Origin of the sequence: Nonomuraea sp. B5E05, from assembly GCF_039880665.1 — a bacterium.
Classification (GTDB): domain Bacteria; phylum Actinomycetota; class Actinomycetes; order Streptosporangiales; family Streptosporangiaceae; genus Nonomuraea.
In genome coordinates this window covers 1-20,983 of the sequence record NZ_JBDPMJ010000006.1, presented here as the reverse complement: position 1 = coordinate 20,983, position 20,983 = coordinate 1, and the positions used below count along the sequence as shown (strand labels likewise).

The 20,983-nt window shown below is 71.1% G+C and carries 20 protein-coding genes; 12 read left to right on the top strand and 8 right to left on the bottom strand.

The window, feature by feature from the left end:
• Positions 1-18: 18 nt before the first annotated feature.
• Positions 19-1,746: an ABC transporter family substrate-binding protein gene (locus ABGB01_RS13025; RefSeq protein WP_347773529.1), complete on the top strand. Its 1,728-nt coding sequence runs from the start codon at positions 19-21 to the stop codon at positions 1,744-1,746.
• Between the two features lie 4 nt (positions 1,747-1,750).
• Here ABGB01_RS13025 and ABGB01_RS13020 read toward each other — a convergent pair whose 3' ends face one another.
• The 3 genes from ABGB01_RS13020 to ABGB01_RS13010 all read right to left on the bottom strand — a co-directional run bounded on the left by ABGB01_RS13020 (position 1,751) and on the right by ABGB01_RS13010 (position 5,021).
• Complete coding sequence (locus ABGB01_RS13020) at positions 1,751-3,400, bottom strand: helix-turn-helix domain-containing protein (RefSeq protein WP_347773528.1); 1,650 nt, start codon at positions 3,398-3,400, stop codon at positions 1,751-1,753.
• A 72-nt stretch (positions 3,401-3,472) separates the two neighbouring features.
• On the bottom strand, positions 3,473-4,234 hold the full coding sequence (locus tag ABGB01_RS13015) for an ABC transporter permease (protein WP_347773527.1): 762 nt from the start codon (positions 4,232-4,234) through the stop codon (positions 3,473-3,475).
• A gap of 49 nt (positions 4,235-4,283) precedes the next feature.
• The gene (locus ABGB01_RS13010; protein ID WP_347773526.1) at positions 4,284-5,021 is read right to left on the bottom strand and encodes an ABC transporter ATP-binding protein; all 738 of its coding nucleotides are present in this window, start codon (positions 5,019-5,021) and stop codon (positions 4,284-4,286) included.
• Positions 5,022-5,132: 111 nt separating this feature from the next.
• Between ABGB01_RS13010 and ABGB01_RS13005 the strand changes: the two genes are divergently transcribed.
• From ABGB01_RS13005 to ABGB01_RS12965, 9 genes are all read left to right on the top strand, one after another.
• The gene (locus tag ABGB01_RS13005) at positions 5,133-6,236 is read left to right on the top strand and encodes a histidine kinase (RefSeq protein WP_347773525.1); all 1,104 of its coding nucleotides are present in this window, start codon (positions 5,133-5,135) and stop codon (positions 6,234-6,236) included.
• Positions 6,233-6,877 (top strand): response regulator transcription factor, encoded by a 645-nt coding sequence (locus tag ABGB01_RS13000; RefSeq protein WP_347773524.1) that lies wholly within the window; start codon positions 6,233-6,235, stop codon positions 6,875-6,877. The genes ABGB01_RS13005 and ABGB01_RS13000 overlap by 4 nt, the downstream gene beginning before the upstream one ends.
• A gap of 103 nt (positions 6,878-6,980) precedes the next feature.
• On the top strand, positions 6,981-7,676 hold the full coding sequence (locus ABGB01_RS12995; RefSeq protein ID WP_347773523.1) for a GntR family transcriptional regulator: 696 nt from the start codon (positions 6,981-6,983) through the stop codon (positions 7,674-7,676).
• Positions 7,673-8,743 carry an ABC transporter substrate-binding protein gene (locus ABGB01_RS12990; RefSeq protein ID WP_347773522.1) on the top strand — a complete coding sequence of 357 codons (1,071 nt, stop codon included), beginning with the start codon at positions 7,673-7,675 and terminating at the stop codon, positions 8,741-8,743. The genes ABGB01_RS12995 and ABGB01_RS12990 overlap by 4 nt, the downstream gene beginning before the upstream one ends.
• Positions 8,744-8,752: 9 nt before the next feature.
• Positions 8,753-9,808 carry an ABC transporter ATP-binding protein gene (locus ABGB01_RS12985; protein ID WP_347773521.1) on the top strand — a complete coding sequence of 352 codons (1,056 nt, stop codon included), beginning with the start codon at positions 8,753-8,755 and terminating at the stop codon, positions 9,806-9,808.
• A complete protein-coding gene (locus ABGB01_RS12980; RefSeq protein WP_347773520.1) occupies positions 9,805-10,665 on the top strand; it encodes an ABC transporter permease in 861 nt (286 codons plus the stop codon). The genes ABGB01_RS12985 and ABGB01_RS12980 overlap by 4 nt, the downstream gene beginning before the upstream one ends.
• A 9-nt stretch (positions 10,666-10,674) precedes the next feature.
• Positions 10,675-11,466 carry an ABC transporter permease gene (locus tag ABGB01_RS12975; RefSeq protein WP_347773519.1) on the top strand — a complete coding sequence of 264 codons (792 nt, stop codon included), beginning with the start codon at positions 10,675-10,677 and terminating at the stop codon, positions 11,464-11,466.
• A 35-nt stretch (positions 11,467-11,501) separates the two neighbouring features.
• The gene (locus ABGB01_RS12970; RefSeq protein WP_347773518.1) at positions 11,502-12,149 is read left to right on the top strand and encodes an RraA family protein; all 648 of its coding nucleotides are present in this window, start codon (positions 11,502-11,504) and stop codon (positions 12,147-12,149) included.
• Positions 12,150-12,172: 23 nt separating this feature from the next.
• Positions 12,173-12,979 (top strand): carbon-nitrogen hydrolase family protein, encoded by an 807-nt coding sequence (locus tag ABGB01_RS12965; RefSeq protein ID WP_347773517.1) that lies wholly within the window; start codon positions 12,173-12,175, stop codon positions 12,977-12,979.
• Positions 12,980-13,096: 117 nt separating this feature from the next.
• On the opposite strand, the gene ABGB01_RS12960 is transcribed toward ABGB01_RS12965, so the two are convergent.
• The 4 genes from ABGB01_RS12960 to ABGB01_RS12945 form a co-directional block, all read right to left on the bottom strand.
• Positions 13,097-14,044: a sulfotransferase gene (locus tag ABGB01_RS12960; protein ID WP_347773516.1), complete on the bottom strand. Its 948-nt coding sequence runs from the start codon at positions 14,042-14,044 to the stop codon at positions 13,097-13,099.
• A 404-nt stretch (positions 14,045-14,448) separates the two neighbouring features.
• A complete protein-coding gene (locus ABGB01_RS12955) occupies positions 14,449-14,787 on the bottom strand; it encodes an Lsr2 family protein (RefSeq protein WP_347619729.1) in 339 nt (112 codons plus the stop codon).
• Between the two features lie 196 nt (positions 14,788-14,983).
• Entirely contained in the window at positions 14,984-15,280 is a 297-nt protein-coding gene (locus ABGB01_RS12950) for a DUF3817 domain-containing protein (protein ID WP_347649407.1), read from the bottom strand.
• Between the two features lie 63 nt (positions 15,281-15,343).
• Positions 15,344-15,940, bottom strand: a complete 597-nt coding sequence (locus ABGB01_RS12945; RefSeq protein WP_347773515.1) for a dihydrofolate reductase family protein — start codon at positions 15,938-15,940, stop codon at positions 15,344-15,346.
• Positions 15,941-16,074: 134 nt separating this feature from the next.
• Here ABGB01_RS12945 and ABGB01_RS12940 point away from each other — a divergent pair, with 134 nt between their 5' ends.
• Positions 16,075-18,951: a BTAD domain-containing putative transcriptional regulator gene (locus ABGB01_RS12940; RefSeq protein ID WP_347773514.1), complete on the top strand. Its 2,877-nt coding sequence runs from the start codon at positions 16,075-16,077 to the stop codon at positions 18,949-18,951.
• 18 nt (positions 18,952-18,969) lie between these two features.
• Here the strand turns inward: ABGB01_RS12940 and ABGB01_RS12935 are convergent, their stop codons facing one another.
• On the bottom strand, positions 18,970-19,932 hold the full coding sequence (locus tag ABGB01_RS12935; RefSeq protein ID WP_347773513.1) for a WYL domain-containing protein: 963 nt from the start codon (positions 19,930-19,932) through the stop codon (positions 18,970-18,972).
• A 113-nt stretch (positions 19,933-20,045) separates the two neighbouring features.
• On the opposite strand from ABGB01_RS12935, the gene ABGB01_RS12930 reads away from it, so the two are divergent.
• Positions 20,046-20,738 (top strand): alpha/beta hydrolase, encoded by a 693-nt coding sequence (locus ABGB01_RS12930; RefSeq protein WP_347773512.1) that lies wholly within the window; start codon positions 20,046-20,048, stop codon positions 20,736-20,738.
• The last annotated feature ends 245 nt before the right edge of the window (positions 20,739-20,983 follow it).

The window sequence follows — 20,983 nt, the reverse complement described above, 5'->3', positions numbered from 1 at the left end:
CTGCATCTGGAGCAGACCATGGCTTACCGCGGGAAGCACTCCCTGGCCCTGACGACGAGCGCCGTGGCACTGCTGCTCGCTGCCTGCGCGGGCGGAGGCGGCACGACGGCCGGCGACGGTCGCGTCACCGGCGACGTGAACACGGCGAACACCGCGAAGGTCGCCAAGGGCGGGACGGCGACCTACACCATCACCTATCCGATCTCGAACTGGAACGTGCTGAACTCCGCCGGCGCGACGTACTCGGTGCTCGACATCTCGAGCGTGCTGATGCCCGGCGCCTTCATGATCAAGCCGGACGGTACGCCGATCCGCAACGAGACCCTCGTGACGAGCGCGGAGAAGGTCGGCGACTCACCGCAGACGATCAAGTACACGATCGACCCCAAGGCGGTCTGGTCCGACGGCCGGCCGATCTCGGCGGACGACTTCATCTACACCTGGCGTGCCCTCGACCCGCGCGAGTGCCCCAAGTGCCAGGCGTCCAACACGGCCGGCTACGACCGGATCAAGTCGGTGAAGGGCTCGGACGGCGGGCGGACCGTCACCGTCGTGTTCGACAAGCCGTACGTCGACTGGCAGGCGCTGTTCTCGCCGTTCCTGCCGGCCCACGTCGCCGAGACGTACGGGCCGACCGACACCGCCGCGGGCCTGGCGAAGAGCTTCAACGAGGGCTTCGCCAAGTCCGTCCCGAAGTTCTCGGCGGGCCCGTTCCGGATCCAGGAGTACACCGCCGACGGTTCCGTGGTGATGGTCCGCAACGAGAAGTGGTTCGGCCCGCCGCCGAACCTGGACAAGCTGGTCTTCAGGCTCATCACGGACGTCGCGCAGCAGCCGACCTCGCTGGCGAACGGGGAGGTCGACGTCATCTACCCGAACCCGCAGGTCGACATCGTCCAGCAGGTCGAGGAGCTGCCCGGGGTCCGCTACCAGGTGACGCCGGGTGCGTCTGTCCACAAGCTGTGGCTGAACCTCAACGCCCGCGCCCTCCAGGACGTCGCCCTGCGCAAGTCGATCTTCCAGGCGATCCGCGTCCAGGACGTGATCGACAAGACGATCGGGCAGTTCGACGACACCGCGGAACCCCTGCTGAGCCACATGTTCATCGGCGGCGCACCCGGCTACTCCGACGTGGTCAGCCAGCTCGAGTACGGCATCGGCGACGTCGAGAAGGCGAAGAAGACCCTGACCGACGCGGGGTACACCGGCGTCGGGTCGAAGCTCGCCGACCCGGACGGCAAGGCCGTGCCCCCGCTGCGCATCGTGGTCCAGGCGGGCGACCAGCTGCGCGCCAGCGAGGCCCAGCTGGTCAAGGCGGCTCTCGCGCCGCTGGGCCTGGACGTGCAGGTCGCCACCGTCGCCAACACGATCGAGGCCGTGCAGGAGGGGAACTGGGCGATGACGGTCGCCACCGTGTCGCAGTCGCCGTTCGCGGCGACCAGCAACATCCCCTACTACCTGAGCTGCCCCGAGGACCAGACGTTCTGCCGGTTCAACCTCAACAACTACGGCAACCCCAAGGTCGACCGGCTGCTGAACGAGGCTCTCTCGGCCGCCGACGCGCAGGCGGCGACGGTGAAGCTGCAGGAGGCCGACAAGATCGTCTCGTCGGACTACGCGATCCTGCCGCTCTACCAGAACAGGTCGTTCCTCGCCTACAGCGCGAAGCTCGGCAACGTCCGCGACAACAGCCTGGGGTTCCCCACCTACAACACCGAGCAGTGGGGCCTGCTGGGCGAGTCATGACGGGTCACCACCGGGACCGGGCGGATCCCGTCTCCTTGACCACGCCCCGCTCCCTGGCGACGCGGTAGAGCCGCAGTTGCAACGTCGCGGCGAGCCGCGCGTCGGCGTCGGCGAGGTCGAGGCCGGTGATCTCGCAGACGCGGCGCAGCCTGTACCGGAACGAGTTGGGGTGCAGGTGCATCGCGCCAGCCGCCTCCGCGACGTTGCCGAAGGCGTCGAGGTAGGCCGACAGGGTGTCGACGAAGCCGCTCTCGTGCTCGGCGTCGTAGTCCACCAGCGCTCCGAGCGAGCCGAGGTGGAGCTCGCCGTCCTCGGCGACGAGATCGGCCAGACGCAGCAGCAGCGACTCCACCTGAACGTCGCTGTAGCGGGCGATCCGCCTGCCGCGGCGGTCGGTCTGCAACACCCGCAGCGCCCGGTCGGCCTCGCGGCGGGAGTGGGTCACCTCGGCGAGTGACATGGTGGCCCGCCCGACCCCGATGACGGCGTCCGTACGCGCCCCCACCCGGGCGAGGAAGTCCACCGCCAGCCGGACCACGGACGCCGTGCCGTCGCGGTCGCCGCTCGCGCCGACGGGCAGCACGACGTAGGTGGTCCCGCCGAGCAGCGCCGCGGCCGAACGCGGGTGCACCGCCGAGAAGTGCAGGGCGAGGGCGTCGCGCAGCCGTTGCATGGCCGCCTCGGTGTCCGCGGCGTCGCCCGTGACGACCTGCGCGGCCATCACGCAGAGCCGGCCGTCGGTGAGCCCGAGGCGGTTGGCCGCCTCGGGAGCTCCTGGCCCGCCCTCCAGCACCATGGCCACCAGGTCGGCGCTGAGCCGGCGCCCGACGTCGGCGCCCGCCCTGGCCCGCAACATGTGCAACGCCACGATCTTGGCCGAGTCGGCGAAGGCCGCCGCACGCGCCTCGGACAGCGGCTCCCTGACCACGGCCCACATCGAGCCGAGCACCTCGTCCCCGGCCCTGACGACGATGGCGACCCGCGGCAGCATGTCCTCGGCGAGGGGCTCGACGTAGACCGGCGTGCCCTTGGAGAGCTCGCGGAACGCACCCCGCTGTTCGAGCAGTTGCGTGTAGCGGTCGGGGACCTGCCGGCCGAGGATGGTCTCGACCCGGCCCTGGTCGGCGCAGTGCTGGTGCCCGGAGAAGGCCAGCACGCGTGACGCGCGGTCCTCGATCGTCACCGGCGCGTCGAGCAGCGACCCCACCGCGTTCGCGAGGGCGAACAGGTCACCGGCCGGCGCTCCGGCGAGCAGGTCCGCGCCGCCGGTGAGGTCGGTCGTGGCCAGCGGCAGTGCCCGGAGCATGGCGGCCACGTGCGACCACGAGGCGGCGCGGTTGAGCCCGAACAGCGCCACGCCGCTGTCCCGCACCGCCGCGACGACGGAGGCGTCCGCGGTCACCGGGTGCTTGACGACGAGCCCCACCGCACGGCGCTCGCCGAGGCGGCGCAGGAGCCCGGCGATCGCGTCGTTGTCGTGCAGGCCCACGCCGAGCACCAGCTCGCCCGGTTCGACGGTGAGTTCGTCGCCCGGGCCGTGGATCGCCACACCCGTCAGTTCGCCGTCCAGATCCCCGGGAGACGCGATGAGGTCGAGCAACATGCGTCCGAGGTCGTCGAGCAACCGCGAGAGCCGCGCTCTTGGTGCAACCATCGGTGACCGATCCTAAGCCCCACATTGGACATAAGGCCAGCTCTCGGGCTTTTGTCCTCCGCGCGATGCCGGTCAGTCCCACCGGAAGAACGCGGCCGAGACGGCGCCGCCGACGAGGACCGTCACGGACAGGCTCATCAGATGGAGGGGCTCGATCGGGGTGCCCGCCCAGGCGTTCGACAGGACCTCGACGGTGGCGCCGAACGGCAGCCACTCGCCCACCATGGCCAGCGTCTCGGGAAGGGCCTCCCGGCTGCCGAACAGCCCGCCGAGGGCGCCGAGGGCGAAGAAGGCGACGAGCCCGATCGCCACGGCCGAGTTCGGCGTCGGGGCGACGGCGGCCACGATCATGCCGACCGCGTACATCGCCGCGGTCGCGAGCAGCAGGAGGCCGAGCGCCGTGACGGGACGCAAGGGGAGGTTGGCGTCGAAGACGAGCACGGCCACGGCGAGCGCCACCCCGATGCCGATGATCGTCTGCAGCGCGCTCACCGTCGCCTGGGCGATCAGCACCATGGCCGGCGAGGCCGGCGTGACCGACAGGCGGCGCAGGATCCCGGCACGCCGGTAGTACGCCAGGAAGCTGGGCATGTTGACGACGCCGATGGTGGCGATGATGATGGCCAGCACCAGGGGCAGCACGTAGAGGTCCAGCACCGTGCGGCCGTTGACCACCACCTCGCCGCCGGCCGACGAGGCGTTCATCACGAGGATCAGCAGGGGCAGCCCGAGGGGCACGACGAGCCCGGCCGTGTCGCGGACGACCATCTTGGCCTCGCACCGGATGAGCGTCAGCCACGATCCCAGGCCGGGACGGCGGGCGTCGACGGTCATGAGGTTCCCTCCTGCCGTGATGCGAAATGGACGAACGCGTCGTCGACGGTCATGAGATCTCCTCCGGCCGCGACCCGGAAAGGGCGACGAACGCATCGTCGAGGTTCGCGGCTCCCGTCCTGGCGACCAGCCCGGCGGGCGTGTCGAGCGCCACGAGGCGGCCGGCGTCGAGGAGGGCCACCCGATCGCAGAGCCGCTCCACCTCCTCCATCGCGTGACTCACGAGCAGGACCGTGACCCGCTCGTCGCGCAGCCGCTCGACCGCGGCCCACATCCGCCGGCGCGTACGCGGGTCCAGCCCGGTCGTGAGCTCGTCGAGGATCACGACGCGGGGCCGCCCGACGAGGGCCACGGCGATGGAGAGCCGCTGCTGCTGGCCCCCGGAGAGCTTCTCGAAGCGGGTCGTACGCCGGTCGGTCAGCCCGACGAGCTCCAGGACCTCCTCGACGGGACGCGGATGCGGGTAGAAACCGTGGAACAGGCCGATGAGCTCGGCGACCGTCAGCGCGTGGTGGAGCTGGGCCTCCTGGAGCTGGACCCCCAGCACCTGGCGGAGCCTCGCGCGGTCGCGCCCCGGATCGAGGCCGAGCACGCGGACACGCCCGCTGTCGGGCGTCCGCAGCCCGGCGATCATCTCCACCGTGGTGGTCTTGCCGGCCCCGTTGCCGCCAAGGATGCCGAGGATCTCGCCCGTCCCGACGCGCAGGCTCACATCGTCGACCGCCACCGTGTCGCCGTAGCGTTTGCGGAGGTTCGTGGCCTCCACCGCCGTGTCCGTCTCTTCCATGCGGCGACGTTAGGTGGGCCCGGCGGGCGCGCGCCTGTGCCGATGGTCAGGCCGTGCGCGCATGACTTTCGGCACCCGAGGACGGCGCCGGGCCCGCGTTAGGGTGAGGCCATGCGTCGACTCGGGCCGGAGGAGTGGTCGGGGCTGGCGATGTTCGTCGTGTCGGTCGTGGCCGGCGGTCCGGTCCTGGCCGGCGCGGCCGAGGCGGTCATTCCCCGGGCCCTGTGGATCACGTTGTTCGTGGTGTTCATCGCGGCCGTTCTCGTCGCCGGCGGCTCGGGCCGTCCGCGGTGGGTCCGCTACGCGGCGTTCGCGGCGGCGGTCGTGGCGGCGTGGGCCGTGGTGGTGTCGGCGGAGGAATGGAGCCTCCTGCCGATCCTGCTGGTGATCGTCGCCGCGATGAGCGTCCACGTGGTGCCCCCGTGGGCCGGATTCGTCGTGGTGGGGCTCAACACCGTGGTGCTCGTCCTCTCCGCGGCATGGCGCGGCATGGACGCCGCGGAGACGGCCCTCGGCATCGGCTTCTACGTGCTCATCCAGGCGGCGACGCTGCTGAGCTCGCTGGTGACCATGCGTGAGCAGAACATGCGGCGCGAGCTGGCCGAGGCGCACGTCGGGCTCCAGGCGGCGAGCGTGTTGTTGTCGGAGTCGGCGCGCACCGCCGAGCGGCTCCGGATCTCCCGCGATCTGCACGACCTCATCGGCCACCAGCTCACCGTGCTCACCTTGGAGCTGGAGGCGGCGCGTCACCGCGACGGGGAGCGGGCCCGGGAGCACGTCGAGCGGGCCAACCGGGTGGCGCGCGACCTGCTGGGCGACGTACGCGCCACCGTCGGCCGGCTGCGCACCGAGTCGTCCGACCTCACGGAGGCCCTGCGGCAGGTGGTGCGTGACCTGCCCGGCCTCGAGGTGTCGATCGAGGTCGCGCCCGAGGTGCGGGCAGGCGAGGAGCAGGTCGCGGCGCTCGTACGAGCCGTGCAGGAGATCGTCACCAACACGATCAGGCATGCCGGCGCCCGCGAACTGTGGATCGAGGTCGCGCCCGACGGCGACGCGGTGCGGCTGACCGCGGTGGACGACGGCCGTGGCGCGGCCGATCCGGTGCTCGGCAACGGGCTGCGCGGGCTGGCCGAGCGGTTCGAGGCGCTCGGCGGCGAGGTCAGCGTCGACGGCCGGAGCGGGTTCCGGGTCACGGCTCAGGTGCCGGCGTCGTGACCCGGGTCGTGGTGGTCGACGACCAGACGCTCGTCCGTCAGGGGATCCGCAGCCTGCTGGAGGTCGCCGACGTCGAGGTGGCCGGCGAGGCCGACGACGGGCGGGCGGCGATCGAGGTCATCGCGGCGACCAGGCCGGACGTGGTGCTGCTGGATCTGAGAATGCCGCGCTACGACGGGATCTGGACGCTCGAACACCTGCGTGAGCGCGGCATCGAGACGCCGGTCCTCGTGCTGACGACCTTCAACGACGACACGCTCGTGCTGCAGGCGCTCCAGGCGGGCGCGCGCGGCTACCTGCTCAAGGACGTGACCTTGGAGCAGCTGACCAGGGCGGTGCGCACCCTGGCCGACGGCGGCACGCTCGTCGCGCCGTCGATCACCGACCGGCTGCTGCGCGCGATCCGCTCCGGCCCTCCACCGGCCGGCGGCGACGTGGCACCGGTGCAGGAGCTCACCGAGCGGGAGCTCGAAGTGTTGCGGCTCGTGGCCGAGGGCTACGCCAACCGGGAGATCGCCAGGGCGTTGTTCCTGGCCGAGGGCACGGTGAAGAACTACGTGTCCACAATCCTGCTCAAGCTCGACGCCCGCGATCGCACCAACGCCGTGCTGCGCGCCCTGCACGAAGGCATCCTGCGCTGACGGTCCGTCGATGACCGATCACGGTAAATGAGCTCAGGGTCTTGACCTCGGCATGCACCGTCTCGTACTTTCCTTGTACTTCAAATATATCGAGAGTATACGGATGACCTTGACCGGACGGACAAAGACTGAGCAGGCGTACCACGTTCTGCGAAGGGCGATCGTCACGGGCGACCTCGTCGAGGACCTGCCCCTGGACGACGCGATGCTCTCGACCCGCTACGGGTTCGGGCGCACCCCCATCAGGGAGGCGCTCAAAAAGCTGGCCGACGAGCAGTTCATCAACTACCCGCCGCACCGCACCCCTTACGTGCGCGGAATCCGGGTCAGGGATCTGTCCAGGCTGTACGAGTCGCGCCACCTCCTGGAGGAGCCGGTGGCGCGGCTGGCGGCCAGGCGCGCCACCCCAGCGCATCTCGACGAGCTGGAACGGATCTGCGATCGCATCGACGACGAGATCGCGGCCGGCCAGCCGTACGGGGCCATCGAGTACGACCACCAGTTCCACCTCGAGATCGCGAAGTCGACCGACAATCCGTTCCTGGCCGAAGCGGTGAACCGGCTCAACTGCGGATCTCTGCGGATCTGGTATCTGGCCCACAGCACGCTCGGCATGGAGAACACCAACGAGGACCACCGGGCGATCGCCGCCGCGCTCAAGGACAAGGATCCGGACAGGTCAGAGACGCTGGTGCGGCAGCACATCGACAAGTCGTACGCACGGCAGATGGCGCTGCAGCAGCTCGACCCCTTGGTCCCCCCGCCGCCGGCCCGGTCGTCACAAGGAGAACCACCATGAAGTTGAAGCCGTTGGCCGGCGGGCTGCTCGCCATAGCGCTGGCCACGGTGGCGGGCTGTTCCGGTAGTTCCAGCACCCCCACCAACGACGCGCCCGACGCAGGAACCATCACCGTCAAGGGATATTCGGGAATCTTCGAGGACGTCTTCAAGAAGTCCGTCATCGAGCCGTTCCAGAAGGAATATCCGAAGATCAAGGTCAACTTCGTAGGCTCGGCCAACTCCGCCGAGAACCTGGCGTCACTGCGCGCCGCGAGAAACAGTCCGGACACCGACATCTCCATCATGGACATCTCCACCTCCGGCACCGGCAACAAGTCCGAGGTGTTCCAGCCGCTCGACCCGGCCAAGGTGCCGAACATGAAGGACATCGACCCCCGGGGCAAGGTCGAGGGCAACTTCGGCCCGGCGCTGACGTTCGACAGCCTCGTCCTGCTCTACAACGACTCCGTCACCCCGGCCCCCACGTCGTGGAACGCCCTGTGGGACCCCAAGTACAAGGGCAAGGTCGTGGTGCCGGCCCAGCCCGACATCCAGGGCACCGGCCTCATGCTCATCGAGAACGCCAAGGCGGGCGGCGACTACACCAAGTCCGTCGACCAGGGCGTCGCCCGGCTCAAGCAGCTGGCGCCGAACGTGCAGACCTGGGCGCCGCAGCCCGACTCGTACACGCTCGTGCAGTCGGGGACCGCGGCGCTGGCCGTCGGCTGGAACGCGCGCGGCCAGTACTACGCCGACGAGAGCAAGGGCAAGCTGAAAGTCGCCATCGTGGACGAGCAGACCATCTTCCAGATCAACACCATCAACCTGGTGAAGGACTCGCCGTCCCCGGCCGCCGCGCAGACGTTCATCAACTACACGCTGAGCCCCGAGTCGCAGGAGGCCTTCACCGAGGCCATGTTCTACGCGCCCACCAACACCAAGGCGAAGCCGAGCGAGAAGGCGCTGAAGCGCACCTCGCTCGACCCGGCGAAGTCCGCCGAGATCCTGCAGGTCGACTGGACACAGGTGGCCGCCAACCGCGAGAAGTGGACGCAGTTGTGGCGCCGAGAGATCCTGGCGAGCTGAGGCGGCACGATGTCCTTCCTCCAGCTCGACGGGATCGTCAAGAAATATCCGGGGACGGAGCGCCCCAGCGTCGCGGACTTCACCCTCGGCATCGACCAGGGCGAGTTCGTCTCCCTGCTGGGCCCTTCCGGGTGCGGTAAGACGACGACCCTGCGCATGATCGCCGGTCTCGTCGAGGCGACCTCGGGCCGGATCCACCTGGACGGCAAGGAGCTGACCAGGACGCCCGTCCACCAGCGCGGCATGGGCCTGGTCTTCCAGAACTACGCGCTCTTCCCCCACCTGAACGTCGCCCGCAACGTCGCCTTCGGCCTGGAGATGCGCCGCACCTCCAAGGCGGAGGCCAAACGGCGGGTCGAGGAGGCGCTCGACCTGGTCAGGCTGGGTCACCTGAGCGGCCGCCGCACCAAGCAGCTCTCCGGCGGCCAGCAGCAGCGGGTCGCGCTCGCCCGCGCCCTGGTCATCGAGCCGTCGGTGCTGCTGCTCGACGAGCCGCTGTCCAACCTGGACGCCAAACTGCGCGACACCATGCGCGAGGAGATCCGCTCGATCCAGCGCAAGCTGGGCATCACCACCGTCTTCGTCACCCACGACCAGGACGAGGCGCTGGCCGTGTCCGACCGCATCGTCGTCATGTCGGAGGGCGTCATCGAGCAGGTCGGCACGCCCGAGCAGATCTACGAGCACCCCGCCAACCGGTTCGTCGCCAACTTCATCGGCCGCGCCAACCTCTTCGACGCCGAGATCACGCACACCGCGGGCGGCGTCGCGGAGCTCGACGTGGCAGGGCTGGGGCAGCTGCGGGCCGTCGACGACCACGGCGCGAAGGGGCCGGCGACCGTGCTGGTCCGCCCGCACCGCATGCAGGTGAGCAAGGCGGCGGCCGACGACGCCCACGGCACCGTCGAGACGGTCGTCTACGTGGGCGACTCCATCGAGTACGGCGTGCGGGTCGGGGACACCACCGTGTCCGTCCAGTCCGTGGCCGGCGCGGCGGAACGCCTGGAGCGCGGAGCGACCGTCCGGCTGTCCTGGCAGGCCGAGGACGCCCTGGTACTGACATGAGTGCGAAGACCCGCTCCGCCCGGCTGACCGTGCTGGGCCTGACGGTGCCGGGGCTGATCGGCCTGGCCGTCTCCTTCGTCCTGCCGCTGGCCTGGCTCCTGCGGATGAGCTTCAACCGCGGGGACTCCACCGGGTTCATCGAGGAGACGTTCACCCTCGACTCGTACGCGCAGTTCGTCGGGGACTCCTACTACTGGGACATGGCGTGGGAGACCACGCTGCTGGGCCTCGGCGTCACGGCGCTGACGATCCTGGTGTCGTACCCGATCGCGTTGTTCCTGGTCAGGACCGAGTCGAAATTCAAGGGCATCCTGGTCGCGCTGGCCGTGGCGCCGCTGCTGACGAGCTCGGTCGTCCGTACGTACGGCTGGCTCGTGCTGCTCGGCAACCAGGGTGTGGTGAATCAGGCGCTCATGGGCGCGGGCCTGGTGGACCAGCCGCTCGCGCTGATCAACAACCGGCTCGGCGTCTACATCGCGCTCGTCGAGATCATGATGCCGTACATGATCCTCTGCCTGCTCGCGGGCTTCGGCCGGTTCAACCCCGAGCTCGAGCACGCGGCGCAGAGCCTCGGAGCCAACCGCTGGCGCACCTTCTGGCGGATCGTGTGGCCGCTCAGCATGCCGGGCGTGCTGACCGGGGCGCTGCTGGTGTTCGTGCTGACGATCAGCTCGTTCGTCACGCCGCGGCTGGTGGGCGGCGGGAGGGTCTTCTACCTGGCGACCGAGATCTACGACCAGGCGACGGCGACGCTCAACTGGCCGTTCGCCGCGGCGATCGCGTTCATCCTGCTCGCGCTCTTCGCCGTCGTCATCGTCATCTACCAGCGGGCGCTGCGGCGCATCGAGGCCCAGTAGGGGGGCGGCGTGACATCCAAGCTCAAGGGCTGGCCGACCAGGGTGGTCGTGACCCTGCTGTACCTGTTCCTCCTGGCGCCCATCCTCATGGTGGTGGTCATCTCGTTCGACGCGCAGTCGACGATGTCGTTCCCGCCGCAGGGCTTCACCTTCCAGTGGTACGAGCGCCTGGCCCAGAACGCGGAGTTCATCCACGGGTTCCAGGTGAGCGCCGTGGTGGGCGTGGGGGTGGCGCTGCTGGCGCTGCTGATCGGGGTACCCGTCGCGGTGGCGCTGACCAGGCACGAGTTCCGGTTCCGCGAGGCCATGTCCGGATTTTTCCTGTCACCGCTGATGGTGCCGGCGATCGTCCTCGGGCTCGCGCTCCTGCTGGTCCTCGCCCCCCTCAAGATCACCGGCACGTACGGCGGGCTCATCGTGGCCCACCTGGCCATCACGGTGCCCTACGTCGTCAGGACCACCTCCATGAGCCTGATGACCATGAACCGGTCCTGCGAGGAGGCCGCCCGCACCCTCGGTGCGTCCCCCTGGCGCACGTTCACCCGCGTGACCCTGCCGCTCATCGCCCCCGGGGTGCTGGCCGGCGGCGTCATCGCCTTCCTCATCTCCTTCGACGAGGCGGTGATCTCCCTCTTCGTCGTCGGCCCGCAGGCCACCACCCTGCCCGTCGAGATCTTCCACTACGTGGAGAGCAGGACCGATCCGCAGATCGCGGCGCTGTCGGTCGTGCTGATCGCCATCAGCGTGTTGTTCATGGTGATCATCGAACGGGCGGCCGGCCTGAAGAAGGTCCTCCGCTAGGACCTCAGCAGATATCAGTTATCGGGAGTTGTTGCATGTTCGTCCGTCATCCGTCCGCCCCCTCGATCGATCCCCGGATCGCCGAGGCCCTGAGCCAGGTCTGCACCTCGACCCTCGGCCACCTGCGTGATCATGGCTTTCCCCGGGGGCTGACGCCCAACGCGCGGCCGCTGAAGTTCGTCGGCACCGCGGTCACCGTGCGCCTGCCGCATCTCGACTCGACCGCCGTGCACGTCGCGGTCGACGACCTGCGGCCCGGTGACGTCCTCGTCGTCGAGCAGAGCGGCGACGAGCAGCGGTCGTGCTTCGGCGGGCTGGTGTCGTTCACGGCCAAGACCAGGGGAGCCGTGGGCGCCGTCATCGACGGGCGGATCAACGACATCGAGGAGATGGCCGGATACGGTTTCCCCGCGTACTCACGGGGCATCGCCGCCCACACCACGCGGATCTCCGGCATCGAGGGGTCCATCAACGTGCCGGTGTCGATCGGCGGCGTCGTGGTCACGCCGGGTGACGTGGTGTTCGCCGACTCCGACGGGGTGGCGATCCTCGTTCCGGCCGAGGCGCTGGAGATCGCGGCGGTGCTGAAGAAGAAGGAGGACGCCGAGATCCCCGCCCGGGAGGCGATCGCGGCGGGCGGCCGCATTTCCGACTACTCAGGCGCGGCCAAGTACTTCGTATGACCGCCGTTCTATAAGGAGTTCAGATGAGCATCAAGATCGCGGTGGCGCAGTTCGGCGCCACCACCGACAAGGAGTCGAACCTCGAGAAGGTGCGCGGGCTGATCGAGCGCGCCGCCGGCGACGGGGCCGGCCTGGTCGTGCTTCCCGAGAACGCGATGTACTCCAATCCCGACGTCACCGCCGACATCAGCGGCGCCGTGGAGTCGCTGGACGGCACGTTCGTGGCGGCCGTCGGCGAGGCCGCCAAGCGCCACGGCATCGCGGTCGTCGCGGGCATGACGGAGAAGCTGCCGGACAACCCCCGCTCCTCCAACACCGTGGTCGCCTTCGACGCCGACGGCGCTCGCATCGGCGTCTACCGCAAGGTGCACCTTTACGACGCCTTCGGCTACAAGGAGTCCGACCGCATCCAGCCCGCGGAGTTCACGCCGCTGACCTTCCGCATGGGCGGGCTCACGTTCGGGGTGATGACCTGCTACGACCTGCGCTTCCCCGAGATCGCCCGGCTGCTCGTGGACGCCGGCGCGAACGCGATCATCGTTCCCGCCGCCTGGGTGGTCGGCCCCGCCAAGGAGGACCACTGGACCACGCTGGCCCGCGCCCGCGCGATCGAGAACACGTCCTACCTGGTCATGTCGGGTCAGTCCGGCCCCAACTGCACCGGGCAGAGCATGATCATCGACCCGATGGGCACGATCGTCGCGTCGGCCGGCGAGTCGGAGGGCCTCGCGTCGGGCGCCCTGTCGGCCGAGCGGATCGACCAGGTGCGGGCCAAGAACCCCAGCCTGGCCAACCGCCGCTTCACGATCGCCGCCCTCGCGTCCTCGTGACCTGGGACCGGGCGCTCACCCGCGGAGCAGCGGCCGCCCTCGCGTCCTCGTGACGCGGGGCGCTCCCGTCGACCGGCACCCGCCCCCCCATTCGCCGGAGCGCCCGGTCACGCCGGGTCAGCGCAGCGGGTAGCCGTAGCGCAACATCCCCGGGGCGGTGAAGGCCGTGATCAGGCGGCGGCGGGCCGGGCGCATCGCCGACCTCCACTCCTCGTCCGCCCGGAGCGGCACCACGCCCGTACGGATGCGCATCGGGTTGCCCGCGACACTGTGATCGGCGGGCAGGTCGATCGTGCCGTCACCGAGGAACGGCGTGCCGGCCGACGGCAGCCCGGCGAACTCCAGCACCCTGGACAGCTCACGGTGCGGCCGGGCCACGAAGTCCTCGTAGCGCAGGAGCGTCCACGGGGTGCTGGTCAGGCGGAACGACTCGATGGCGGCGTTGAAGGCCAGCCATTCGGCGGCGGTCTGCGCCGGTGAGTGGGTGGCCATCAGCCGCCCGTTCTTGTCGGCGCGCTGGACCTTGCGCGACCAGGAGTGGACGACTCCGTGCGGGCCTCGTACGAGCTGGACGATGCGCAGGTCGATGCCGGAGACCCGGCGTAGCAGCAGCGCGGAGGTGGGGAACTTGGAGGAGTCGACGATCACCGGGCTCCCGCTGACCTCGGCGATCCCCCGGTAGACGGCGGCCATGGTCTCGGCGTACCGGTGGACGCGCTGGGCGAAGGCGCCCGTCGCGCCGGGCAGGACATAGCGCGGCAGGTGCCTGATGCGCATGACGGAGCGGTGCAGCCTGGCCATCTCGGCGGCGTCGACGTTCCGCCAGCCGCCGAAGGCGGCCTGGCCGACCTCCTGCCAGAACGTGCACCGGCGAAATTTCTTGCTGCATCCGCAGAGCTGGTTCTTGGTCACGCCCTGCGTCCAGAGGTAACGCAGTTCGCCGACGCAGGTCGCGCCCTCGGCCGCGCCCAGCGCGCGGGAGACCAGGGTGCTGCCCGATCTTCCGTGGCCTCCGACGAACAGGATGCGGATCGGCTGATGCGGGGGAGTCGGTGCCATGGTCATACCTGAGAACGTGGGGAGAGGCGGGCTGCGAGGGGGAAAGCGGTTGTGCTCGGCGTCATCCACCCCAACGTAGGGTCCAACACCCTTCGGCCGAAACCGCTTCGGCAAACTAGGTCCCATCGCAGGGCGGTCGAGGCTCGCCGTTGCCGGCACCATGGGTCGGCGAGGAGCCCGGCCCTCGCCCACGCGAAGAGCCGCCGGCACGGTCGAGATTAACCTTTATTCAAAGCGGTGCCGGTAACCGCTAGTTCCCTTTGTTCTGCACCGGCGGCCGTGGGCCGGTCTCCATGAACTCGGCTCCGGCCGCAATTCCCGCGACTTATGGAGATGCGCTCGCCCGCGCGGCTCGATCGTGCCGGCGGCCCCGTTTCCAATAGGGCGGAGCCGGGTCCGGGCGCGCCCGATCAGTGGGCTGCTTCGTACTGCTGCACGATGGTGGCGGCGATGCGGCCGCGCTCGCTCACCGGGAGGCCCTGGGCCTTGGCCCACCGTCTGATCTCGGTGGACTTCTCACGGCTGATGGACCGGGACGCGCCGCCGGCTCCGCGCCGCCCGCGGGTCCGCTCGGCGCGGACCGCGCGCGCCTTGGTGATGAAGGGCGCGAGAGCCTTCTCCAACTTCTCCCTGTTGTCGCCGGACAGGTCGATCTCGTAGTTAGTGCCGTCGAGGGCGAACGCGGTGGTTCCCTCGGCTTCGCTTCCGTCGATGTCGTCGATAAAAGATTCAACGATGCGCTTCGCCATGATGGTGCTCCAAGGACGCTATGGTTGCAGCGTACTGTAGCCGCCTTCAGCACCATATGCATCGTCCGGGGTCGTGTGAGCCGCGTTTCACATGACCTGTCGCAGGGGTGCCGAGATCGGCGAAGTTGAAAAAATATTCAAGACAGCCCTATTCGTGGGGGAATCGGCTCCCCGGCGCCGCCGACGACCGGCCCGGTCAGGTCGCCTGGCCGACCGCCGCGCGCGCCGCCATCCGGCGTTCGAACCACAACGAGGTGAACGGCGGCACCGCGCACGCCAGGCCCAGCACCACGGCGCCCCGGCTCCAGCCGGCCTCCCGCGCGGAAAGCACCACGCCGAGCGCGTACAACACGAACATCGCCCCGTGGATCGGCCCGAACACCTTCACACCGAGCTCGCCGGTGGCGGTCACGTGCTTGAAGAACATCCCGACCAGCAGGCCCGCCCACGAGCACGCCTCGGCCACCGCCACGACCCGGAACCAACGCAGCACGCTTCCACCTTTCGCACGAACGGAATTCTTACTCTACAGGCTGTAGAGCACGAACCCGTCACCTCAGGAGCGGCGGCAGCTGCGGACCACCCTGTAGCGCAGGTGGGTGGCGTTCGGGCTGTCGATCACCGCGACGCGCTCAAGCTGGAACCGGCCGCCCAGATGCTCGAACAGCCGGGTGCCGCCGCCGAGCAGCACGGGGGCCAGATGGATCTGGATCTCGTCCATGAGGCCCGCGGCCAGGCACTGCTGGGCGACGCTCGCGCCGTGCACGGCGACCACCTTGCCGCCGGCCACCGCCTTCGCCCGCTCCACGGCGCTGTGGACGCCGTCGGTGACGAAGGTGAAGATCGACGGCGCCCGGACCGTCTCCGGGGCCGGCGGGTTGTGGGTGAGCACGAAACACGGCACCGGGCCGGCCGGGCCGCCGTCCCCCCACCCTCCGTCGCCCTCGGCCAGGTCGTAGGAGAGCCGGCCCATCAGCAGCGCGCCGGCACCCTCGCGCATCCCGTCCAGCAGCTCGGAGTCGAGCGGGTGCGGTTCCTGCACCCACCGGTGCAGGACGTCGCCGCCCTCTCCCAACTGCTGCTCGCGGGTGACGTTCGGCCCGGTGACGAACCCGTCCAACGACATCGAGATTCCCGAAACGACCTTGCTCATGACAGTTCCTTCCTTGGTGGAGTCCGGTCCTCGGTGCGCACCTCGGACGGGACGCTCGCCAGCCTGTCGGAGCGCGGTGGCAGTGTTGTGTCAGTCGGGTGAAACCCGCCGCCGCCAGGAAGGGAACGATCCGCGTGTTGACCGTCGAGCTGCTCGGGCAGCTGCGCGTCTCGGTGGCCGGACGGCCGGTCGAGCTGCCCGCCGGGCGCTTGCGGGCGCTGCTGGCCGTGCTGGCGCTGTCCGCGGGCCGGGTCGTCCCGGTGGACAGGCTGGCGAGCGCGGTGTGGGGCGCCGACCAGCGCGGCGACCCGCGGGCCAACGTCCGTACGAACGTCAAGCGGTTGCGCCGCGCCCTGGGCACCTCCGCGGACCAGCTGATCGTGGCCAGGCCGGGCGGCTACCTGCTGTCCGCCGAGCCTGACCGCGTGGACGCGCTCCGCTTCGGCCGCCTGCTCGACGAGGCCGCGGCGGCCCGCGACCGGGTGGCCGAGCGGTCCCGGGTGACCGCCGCGCTCGACCTGTGGCGCGGCACCCCCTTCGACGGGATCCGCTCGGACTGGCTGGAGCAGTCCGTGGCGCCGGCGCTGCAGGAGCGGTACCTGACCGCGTGGGAGCGGCGGATCGACCTGGACCTCGCCGGCGGATCGTGCCCCGACCTGACCGAGCCCGCCGACCTGGCCGAGCGGCACCCGCTGCGCGAATCCCTCTGGGTGCGGCTGCTCCGCGCTCTGGAGGCGGCCGGCCGCCCCGCGGAGGCGCTGGAACGCTACGAGACGATCCGGCGCCGGCTCGCCGCGGAGCTCGGCGCCGATCCCAGCCCCCAACTGCGGCAGGTCCACGCCGACCTGCTCGCGGGCGGAGCCGCGCCCAGCGGGCGCGCGGTGCCCAGGCAGCTGCCCGCCGCCCTCGACGGGTTCGCCGGGCGGGAGCCCGAGCTGGCGGCCCTCGACGCGCTGCTCGGCCCGCCGGACCAGCCGAGGTCCGGGTCGGCGCTGATCGCCGTGATCGCCGGCACGGCCGGCGTCGGGAAGACCACGCTCGCCGTGCACTGGGCGCACCGGGTCGCCGGCTCGTTCCCTGACGGCCAGCTCTACGCCGACCTGCGCGGCTACGACCCGTCATGCGAGGCCGTACGACCGGAGGCGGCCGTCCGCGAGTTCCTCGGCGCGCTGGAGGTGCCGCCGCACCGGATACCCGACGGACCGGCCGCGCAGGCCGGGCTCTACCGCAGCCTGCTGGCCGGGCGGCGCATGCTCGTGGTGCTGGACAACGCCCGCGACGCCGGCCAGGTCGCTCCGCTGCTGCCCGGCGCGCCGGGATGCCTGGTGCTGGTCACGAGCCGTGACCACCTCGCCGGGCTGGTCATGACGTACGGCGCGCATCCGCTCACCCTCGGCCTGCTGCCGCCGGACGAGGCCCGCCGGTTGCTGGCCCGCCGGCTCGGCCATGACCGGATCGCCGCCGATCCCGAGGCCGCCGGCACCATCGTCCGCCGCTGCGCCGGCCTGCCGCTGGCGCTGGCCATCGTCGCCGCCCGCGCCGCGATCCATCCCGCCCATCCGCTCGGCGAGCTGGCCGGCGAGCTCCGGGACGCCCTCGGCGCGCTCGACCGTGCCGCCGACGTGCGAGCGATCTTCTCGTGGTCGTACGAAACGCTCGGCGACGAGGCGGCGCGGTTGTTCCGGCTGGTCGCCGGGCTGCATCCCGGCCCTGGCTGCACGATCGACGCCGCCGCCAGCCTGGCGGGCGTCCCGGCCTCGCGCGTACGGGCGCCGCTGGCCGAGCTGGCCCGCGCCAGCCTGCTCGCCGAGCACGCCCCCGGCCGCTACTCGTGCCACGACCTGCTGCGCGCCTACGCCTCCGAGCTCTGCCCGGCCCGCGACGACGACCGCGCCGCCGCGCCGCGCCGCCTCGCCGACCACTACGCGCACACCGCGTACGCCGCCGCACTGCACCTGCACGGGCCCGTCGAGATCGAGCCTCCCGCAGCGCTCCTGCCCGGTGTCTCCGTCACCGGCTTCGAAGGGGGTGACGAGGCGAGGCACTGGCTCACGGCCGAGCGCCCCGCCCTGCTCGCCGTCATGAAGCTCGCCGCCGACCTGGGGCTCGACCGGCACGTCTGCGATCTGGCCCGGGCGCTGTTCGTCCACCTGCACCGGCGCGGGCGCTGGCACGACCGGGCCGAGACCCAGCGGGCCGCCGTGGCCGCCGCCCGGCGGCTGGGCGACCGGGCGGAAGAGATCCGCGCGCGCCGCAACCTGGCCGCCGCGCTGGCCGACCTGGGCCGCTTCGACGACGCCCACCACAACCTCGACGCCGCGCTGGAACGATCAGGTGACGACCCGGTCCACCAGGCGTGGACGCACCACTATCGCGGCCACGTCCACGCTCTCCAGGGCCGCGACGCCGACGCCCTCGATGCCGCCCGCCGCGCCCACGACCTCTTCACCCGGCTGGGCGATCGCTCAGGCCAGGCCATCGCGCTCACCGACCTCGGTCTCCACCACGGCCGCCTGGGAGACCACGGGCAGGCGCGTGAGCTGTGCGAGCAGGCCCTGGCCCTGCACCAGGAGCTCGGCAACCGGCCCTACCAGGCCCACGCGTGGTCGTGCCTCGCCGACGCCCACCTCCGGCTGGGCGACACCGCCGCCGCGGTCGCCTGCCACCACCGGGCACTCGCCCTGTTCCGGGCGCTCGGCGACCCGTACGCCGAGGCCAGCACCCTCGCTCACCTCGGCGCCTGCCACCGTCTCGCGGGCGACCACGCGGCCGCCCGCGAGCACTGGCGTCACGCCCACCTTCTCCTCGGCGACCTCGACCCCTCGACCACCGACCAGGTCCGCGCCCAACTGGCCGCCCTTGACGGACTTGCCGCCGCCACCTTCTCCGCCTCCCGTCCCGACGCCTCCCGTCCCGACGGCATCCGTCCCGACGGCGCCCGTCCCGATGACACCTTTCCCGCGGACGCCTGTCCCGACGGCGCCTTTCCCGGGGTCGCCGGGTCGGCGTGACGGGGCGCGAGGCCGGGGTCAGGGGCGGTCCGCCACGGCGGCGGCGAAACGCGAGGCGAGCGTCGCGACCGCGGCCCGGAGCTCCGGCCCGCCCTCCACCCGGAAGGCGAGCGGCACGCAGGCCAGCCACTCCTGCGCGTACATCGCCGGATTGCTGGTGCTTCCGGTGAGCACGCACCCCTCGCCCGACGGTTCGAGGCGTCCCATGGGCGGCCGGATCCAGGGCGCCACCTCGGCGGGCGGGGCGTCGAACACCACGCGGGTGGGGAAGTTCCATCCCGTGCCCAGGTTCTCCTCCAGCGCCGCGACCGGATCGAGGTCGCCGGGCGGATCGAACGTGTGAGCGGTCTGCCGGACGGCGTGGATGCGGTCGACCCGGTAGGTGCGGATCGCGTCCGCGCGGTGGGAGTGGCACAGGAGATACCAGCGCCCGTGGCGGACGACGACCGCCCAGGGGTCGACGTCGGCCTCCCACTCGTTGCCGGACTCGCTCCGGTAGGTGATCACGAGGCGGCGCCGGCCCGCGGCGGCGGCGACGAGTGTGCCGGTGGTGGCCGGGTCAGGGCGGGCGGAGCGCGGGTCGGGCGCGGCCGACGCGTGGGCGCGCAGCGCCGCCGCCTGCCGGCCGACGCTCTCGGGCAGCGCACGGATGACCTTGCTCAGGGCGGCGCCGACGAGGTCGTCGACGTCGCTGGCGGCCGGCTGGCCGTCGAGCACCGCCATGACCAGGCCCAGGGCCTCGGGCTCGGTGAAGGCGACCGGAGGCAGCCGCGTCCCGCGCCCGAGCCGGTAGCCGCCATAGGGGCCTCTGGCCGACTCGACGGGGATGCCGGCCTCCCTGAGGATCCCGACGTACCGGCGTGCGGCCCGCTCCGTCACTCCCAGGGTGGCGGCGAGCTCGCCGGCCGTCACGCCGGGCCGGGCCTGGAGGGTTTCGAGGGTGCGCAGGGCGCGCGCGGTTGGGCTGAGGTCGGCCGGCACACGAGCAGATTAGGTGGTCACGGTAGGAACCGGAAGTACATCGTCCGGAATCGGTCCTATCGTGAGGTCGCTGCAGCGAACGTGACCTGTCCGTACTGAGAGAGAAGAGTGACATGGACATCGTGCTCATCGGCGGCCTGTGGCTCGACGGATCCGCGTGGAACGAGGTCGTGCCCGAGCTCAGGGCGCTCGGTCACCGCCCGGTGCCGGTCGCCCTCCCGGGCCAGGGCGACGGATCCGCCTCGGCCACGCTCGACGACCAGGTGGCGGCGGTGCTCGCGGCCGTCGACGCGGCGCGGGGAAGGCCGATGGTGGTGGGGCACTCCGCCGCCTGCACCCTGGCGTGGCTGGCCGCTGACGCGCGGCCGGAGCAGGTCGCCAAGGTCGTCCTCGTCGGCGGTTTCCCGGCCGCCGGCGGCGATCGCTACGCCGACTTCTTCGAGGTCGAGGACGGCGTCATGCCCTTCCCCGGCTGGGGGCCGTTCGAGGGGCCGGATTCCGCCGACCTCGACGAGGAGGCGCGGCTGCGCTTCTCGGCCGCCGCGATCCCGGTGCCCGAGGGAGTGTCCAAGGGGGTGGTACGGCTGACGGACGAACGACGGTGGGACGTCCCGGTCGTCCTCGTGTGCCCTGAATACACCCCCGCCCAGGCTCAGGAGTGGCTCGACGCCGGAGACCTGCCCGAGCTCGCCAGAGCCAAGCACGTCGAGCTCGTCGACATCGACTCGGGCCACTGGCCCATGATGACCAGGCCGGCCGAGCTCGCCCGGCTCCTCGCCGAGGCGGCCGCCGAGACCGGGAGCTGATCGGGCGGCGCGAAGCGCGGGCAAGGGCTTCGGTACCCTCGCGTCAGGCCGCCGGCGACCGGCTCGACGTGCCACATCTCTCTCTCGATGGGAGACACCGCTTGACATCCTCCCCCTCGTAAACGAGGGGGATTCCCACGGTCGCCCGTGAGGCTTCCTGCTTCACAGCCGGTCGCCCGTCCGAGAGGACTCTCGTTGAGGTCTTACACCCGCTCCACAGGCGTTTCAGCTCTCCGCCAGCCCGG